6 protein-coding genes are annotated in these 5,730 nt (G+C 73.9%); 5 read left to right on the forward strand and 1 reads right to left on the reverse strand.

Going from position 1 to position 5,730, the window contains the following annotated elements; genetic code table 11:
* The 5 genes from GKQ77_RS26260 to GKQ77_RS26280 form a co-directional block, all read left to right on the forward strand.
* Positions 1 to 898, forward strand: an 898-nt coding sequence (locus GKQ77_RS26260) for a lipid II flippase MurJ (protein ID WP_308117794.1), incomplete at its 5' end; no start/stop codon positions are given.
* A gap of 76 nt (positions 899 to 974) precedes the next feature.
* On the forward strand, positions 975 to 1,676 hold the full coding sequence (locus GKQ77_RS26265; protein ID WP_219691410.1) for a polysaccharide deacetylase family protein: 702 nt from the start codon (positions 975 to 977) through the stop codon (positions 1,674 to 1,676).
* Positions 1,673 to 2,821 (forward strand): glycosyltransferase, encoded by a 1,149-nt coding sequence (locus tag GKQ77_RS26270; protein WP_219691406.1) that lies wholly within the window; start codon positions 1,673 to 1,675, stop codon positions 2,819 to 2,821. The genes GKQ77_RS26265 and GKQ77_RS26270 overlap by 4 nt, the downstream gene beginning before the upstream one ends.
* Complete coding sequence (locus GKQ77_RS26275; RefSeq protein WP_219691407.1) at positions 2,818 to 3,471, forward strand: YveK family protein; 654 nt, start codon at positions 2,818 to 2,820, stop codon at positions 3,469 to 3,471. Before GKQ77_RS26270 ends, GKQ77_RS26275 begins: the two co-directional genes overlap by 4 nt.
* A complete protein-coding gene (locus GKQ77_RS26280) occupies positions 3,468 to 4,595 on the forward strand; it encodes a GNAT family N-acetyltransferase (RefSeq protein ID WP_219691408.1) in 1,128 nt (375 codons plus the stop codon). Before GKQ77_RS26275 ends, GKQ77_RS26280 begins: the two co-directional genes overlap by 4 nt.
* Positions 4,596 to 4,682: 87 nt before the next feature.
* Here GKQ77_RS26280 and GKQ77_RS26285 read toward each other — a convergent pair.
* A partial coding sequence (locus GKQ77_RS26285) for a glycoside hydrolase family 26 protein (protein WP_219691409.1) occupies positions 4,683 to 5,730 on the reverse strand: 1,048 nt, incomplete at its 5' end.

The raw sequence follows: 5,730 nt of genomic DNA on the forward strand, positions 1-5,730 counted from the left end.
GGCGAAAGAAGCGGGAGCGAAGGGCGCGGCTGCGGACAAGGCGCTTCAGACGGCGATCATCTGGACCGTCCTGCTCTTCGCGCTCTGCCGCCAGTCACAGGTCCTCATCGAACGCTTCCTCGCCTCCTCGCTGCCCGCCGGGGCCATCTCGCATCTGAACTACGCGCAGAAGGTCGCGCAGATGCCGATGGTCCTCTCCCTCATGCTGTGCACGGTCACCTTCCCCACGCTCGCCCGCGCGCTGGCGGCCGGGGAGACCGAGCGCGCCAGGGACCGCGTCGAACGCGACCTCGTCCTCGCGGGCTGCGTGGTCCTGTGCGGCACCGCCGCCGTCATCGCCGCCGCGCCCGCGCTCATCGAACTGCTCTTCCAGCGCGGCGCCTTCACCGCGCCGGACACCGCCACCACGGCGTCCGTCATGCGGGTGTACGCGCTGGGCCTGCTCGGCCACACCCTGGTGGGCGCGCTCGCCCGCGCCCACTTCGCCGCCGCCCGTACCACCTGGGTCCCGTTCTTCGCGATGTTCGTCGGCATCGTCACCACCGCGGGCATCGGCTTCCTGAGCGTCGGCACCTGGGGTGTCCACGGCATCGCCGCCGCGAACGCCACCGGCGTCTGCGTCAGCGCCCTGCTCCTGCTGCGCGGCATGGGCCCGCGCACGGTGCCGGTCAGGACGCGGGCGGTCGCCGGGCAGCTGGGCCGTCTGGTGATCGCCGCCGGAGGCGCGGCGGTGCTCGGCGCCCTGTGCGCGGGCCGGATCGGGCAGCCCGCCCTCGCCGTCCTCGCCGGCTTCTCGGTGGTCACCGTCTCCTTCGTGCTGCTCGGCCTGCTCCTGGGCGCACAGCCCTGGCCGTCCGCCCTTCGCTCCGTCAGAGGAAAGGTCCGTCATGTCCGTTGACCTCACCCCGTCCTCCCCGTCCGGTGCGGAGCCGTTCCTGCGCACCAGGCCGCCCCGTACGCGCGCGTGGATCGCGATGTACCACTCCGTGGCGGACCCTTCCGACGATCCGTACCGCATCACGGTCTCGCCCGACCGCCTCGCCGCGCAGCTGCGGTGGCTGCGCAGCCAGGGCCTGCGCGGGGTTTCGATGCGCCAGCTCCTGGACGCGGGCGCGCGCGGCCAGGAGCACGGCCTCGTGGGGCTCACGTTCGACGACGGGTACCGCGACTTCGTCGACGCGGCGGTCCCGCTGCTGCGGAGCCACGACTGCACCGCCACCCTGTTCGTCCTGCCGGGCCGCCTCGACGGCGACAACGCCTGGGACCCCAAGGGCCCGCGCAAGCCGCTCCTGGGCGCCGCGGGCATCCGCCGCGCCGCCGAGTACGGCATGGAGATCGCCTCGCACGGCCTGACCCACGTCGACCTCACCCGGGCCGACGACCAGCTCCTGCACCGCGAGATCAGCGACAGCCGCGCGGCCCTCGCCGACCTGACCGGCACCGAGGCGCAGGGCTTCTGCTACCCCTACGGCCACGTCGACGAGCGGGTGAGGAACGCCGTACGGGACGCCGGTTACCGCTACGCCTGCGCGATCGACCCGGGCCCCCTCTCCGGCCCCTTCGCGCTGCCCCGCGTACACATCGGCCAGAACGACACGGCCCCGCGCCTGCGGCTGAAGCTGTGGACGAACCGGCTCAGGCACCGCGCCCTGGACCGCTCGGCGGTCGCCGGATGAGGGTCCTGCACATCATCACCGGCCTCGGCGTGGGCGGCGCGGAGCTGCAACTGCGCCTGCTCCTTCGCCACATGCCGGCCGACTGCGACGTGGTCACGCTGACCAACGCGGGCAGCGTGGCACGCGGCATCGTCGCCGACGGCACCCAGGTGACCGACCTCGGCATGTCCGGCAACCGCGACCTGCCCGCCCTGCCCCGGCTGGCCCGGCTCATCAAGGCCGGGCGGTACGACGCCGTCCACACACACCTGTACCGCGCCTGCCTGTACGGGCGCGTCGCGGCCCGCATGGCCGGGGTGCGCGCGGTGGTCGCCACGGAACACTCCCTGGGCGACACCCAGATGGAGGGCCGCCCGCTGAGCGCCGGTGTCCGCGCGCTGTACCTCGCCGGGGAGCGCCTCGGCCGGATGACGGTCGCCGTCTCCCCCGCCGTCGGGCAGCGCCTGCACCGCTGGGGAGTGCCCCGCCAGCGCATCCGGGTGGTGCCGAACGGCATCGACGTGGAGCGCTTCCGGTACGACCCGGCGGCCCGGGTCCGCGTCCGGCGCCGCCTCGAACTGCCGGACGCGGCGTTCGTCGTCGGGGGCGTGGGGCGGCTGACCGGCGGCAAGCGTTTCGACGTACTCCTGCACGCGGCCGCCCAGCTCCCGGAGGACATCGTCGTCCTGCTGGTCGGCACCGGCCCCCAGGAGGAGGAGCTGCGGCGCCTCGCCGACCGGCTCGGCCTGGCGCGGCGGGTGCGGTTCGCCGGGGAGGCCGCCCACGAGGAGAGCGGCGGCGACGGTGGCGGTGCGCCCGGTCTGCCCTCGCTGCTTTCCGCGATGGACGCCCTGGCCTCCCCCTCCCCCGAGGAGGCGTTCGGGCTCGCGCTCGTGGAGGGCCTGGCCTGCGGGCTTCCCGTGGTCTACGCCTCGTGCCCCGCCGTGGACGGCTTCCCGGCCGGGGCGCGGGCGGACGCCACGTACTGCCCGAGCGACCCGGACTCCTTCGCGCAGGCCCTCTACGGCCTGCGGACCGCCCTCCTGCCGCGGCGCCCCGCACCGGCCGCCGTGCGGCACTACAGCATCACCCGCAGCGCCGAACAGCTGATGCGCGTCTACGCGTCCGTTGTCCCCGGCCCGACCCCGGAGGTGAACCCCCGATGAGCGAATCCGCGAAAGAGCGCCCGCGTACCGACGCCCTGCGCGCCCGCCTCGCGCGGCTGCCCCGCTGGTGGCCCCTGCCCGCCTGCGCGGCCCTCGGCGTCCTCGCCGGTGCCGGGTACGGCGCGCTCCAGACGCCGCAGTACACCGCCACCAGTTACGTCGTCGCCGTACCGCAGGCCAAGTCCGACCCGGCGTCGGCGCTCGGGTTCGCCCAGGCCTACGGACGGGTGGCGACGCAGCTCGCCGTGCTCGGCGACGCGCAGGTGGCGGCGGGCGTGTCGGCCACGGAGCTGCGGGACACCGTCCAGGTGGCCACCTCCCCCGACGCGCCGATGATCGCCATCTCCGCGGTCTCCGCCAGGCCCTCGGCCGCGGCCGTCACCGCCGACGCGGTGGCCCGCTCGCTCGCCAAGAGCGCCAACCACTCCAAGGACAGCACCCAGGTCAAGCTCCTGACGTTCTCCCGCGCGCTGGAGCCCGACGCGCCGTCCTCGCTCTCCACCGGGGTGACGACCCTGGTCGGCGGCTGCGCGGGCGGTCTCCTCGGCGGCCTCGCCCTTCTCGTACGTCCACGGGGGCGCACGGAGGCGACCGCCGGGGCCGCCGTCCCCGGCCCCGCGTCCGCCCTCGCGAGGAGCGCCGCGCCGTGAGCACGGTGACGGAGGCGGGCCTGCTCAGGACGCGGCTGTGCGTGGACGAGGGCGAGTTCGAGGCGCTTGCGGAGCCGTGGGGGCGGCTGTACCGGTCCTGCGAGGCGGCCACGCCCTTCCAGAGCCACGCCTGGCTCTCCTCCTGGTGGCGGTCGTACGGGCGGCCCGGGCGGCTGCGGGTGCTCCTGGTCCGGGAGGGGGACCGGCTGATCGCCGCGGCGCCGCTGATGCGGGTGCACCGCCCGCTCCCGGCGCTGAAGCCGCTCGGCGGGGCGATCTCCGACTTCGCGGACGTGCTGGTGGACGGTTCCGCGCGCGAGGACGCCACCGAGGCGCTGGTGACCGGGCTCCACGCGCTGGCCGGGACCGCGCTGATCGACTTCGGGGAGGCCCGCCCCGGCGCCTGCGTGGAGCGCGTCCACGCACGCTGGCCGGGCCCCAAGCGGGCGCTGCCCGACTCGCCCTGCCTGGAGCTTCCCGCCCTGCCCATGGAGGAGCTGCTCCAGCGGCTGCCGACACCGCGCGCCCAGCGCACCCGGGCCAAGATGCGCAAGCTGGCGAAGCTGGGCGTGCAGGCGCGCACCGTGCCCGCCGACGAGGTCGAGGCGTCCGTACGGACCCTGCTGCACCTGCACGAACTGCAGTGGCGCGGCCGGAAGGTGACGTCCGAGCATCTGCGGCCCCGGTTCCGCGAGCACCTGCTGCGCTCGATGCGGCCGATGGTCGCGGCGGGCGAGGCGGTGCTGACCGAGTTCCGCCTGGACGGCGAGGTGATGGCCGCCGATCTGACGCTGCTCTCGGGCTCGCTGGCGGGCGGCTATCTGTACGGCGCCCACCCCCGGCTGCGGGAGCGCAAGGTGGACGTCGCCACGATGCTCCTGGACGCGTGCACCCGCCACACCGGCGGCGAGCAGCGGCGCGCCCTGAGCCTGCTGCGCGGCGACGAGCCGTACAAACACCACTGGCGCCCCGACCCGGTCACCAACCAGCGATTCCTCCTCGCCCGCGGCCGTACGGCCCCCTTGCTGGCCGCGGCGGTCTGGGACGCGTCGGCCCGGCGGTGGGCGAAGGAGCGGCTGCGCGAGCGGGCGGCGCGGCGTGGAGACAGCGGGGCCTCCTCGTGAGGGGCGGCGGGCTCAGGGGCGGCAGCCTCAGGGTCGGCGGGCTCAGGGTCGGCGGGCTCAGGGTCGGCGGGCTCAGGAGCGTCCGGCTCAGGAGTGCCGCTCCCCCTTCCACCAGCCGAGCCGCATGCACACCCTCCCGCCGAGCCAATCCTCGACCCAGTCACCGAGGTTCAGCGGCGAGCACTCGGTCGGCAGCACCGGTCCGGGCGGCACGTCCGGCGTGCCGTCACGGCCGGAGAGCAGCTCGCGGTAGACCGCCGAGGCCGCCGGATTCTCCTTGCACTGCCACACGCCGTGCGGGCAGTAGTCGGTCACCGTGTTGTAGAGCGGCTTCTTCTCGTCCATCCATTTCAGCATCCGGCGCATGTATTCTTCGTTGTCGCCGTTGCGGAAAAGCCCCCATTCGGGATAAGAGATGGGTTTCTTGTGCGCCGCCGCGAAATCGACGTGCTCCTGGAGTCCGTACGGCTCCTCGATCTGCTCGTCGAACGACATTCCGCGCGGCTGGTCGTACGAGTCCATGCCGATGATGTCGACGACATCGTCACCCGGATAGCACTGCGTCCACGGAATGGCGTCACGCCCTCTGCTGGGCGTGAAGTCGAACTGGAACTTCTGTCCGGGCACCGAACGCATCGTGGTGACGATCCTGTTCCAGTACCTCTTCCAGGACTCCGGGTCCGGGCCGCAGCGATGGGTGTAGGTCGTGCCGTTCATCTCCCAGCCGAGGACGATCACCGTGTCGGGCACGCCGAGGTCGACCAGACGTTCGGCGAGCGCGCGGAAGTGGCGGTCGAAGCCGCCGGAAGCGCCCTGCCGCAGCAGCCCGGCGACCTCGTCGTCGCCGACGCCTTCCTCGTTGCGCTCGAGCATCGGCACGTTGAGGACGAAGAGCCTGTCGTCCTTCTCCTTGCGCCACCTCGCCCAGTCCTCCAGGAAGCCGGGGGTGCCCTCGATGTTGGTCCACAGGTCGCCGGGGAGGTAGGTGTGCCCGACCCGCAGCTCGGCCCCGCCGAGCCACTTGCTCAGCTCGTCGATGCGCTGGACGCCGCGGGGCCCGTAGTCGAGATACGCGCCGAAGGCGGGCGTCCTCGCAGCGGCGGCGGGGTCCACCGGGCCGACCGAGGTCATGGGG

Source organism: Streptomyces anatolicus (genome assembly GCF_019400875.1).
Lineage (GTDB): Bacteria > Actinomycetota > Actinomycetes > Streptomycetales > Streptomycetaceae > Streptomyces > Streptomyces anatolicus.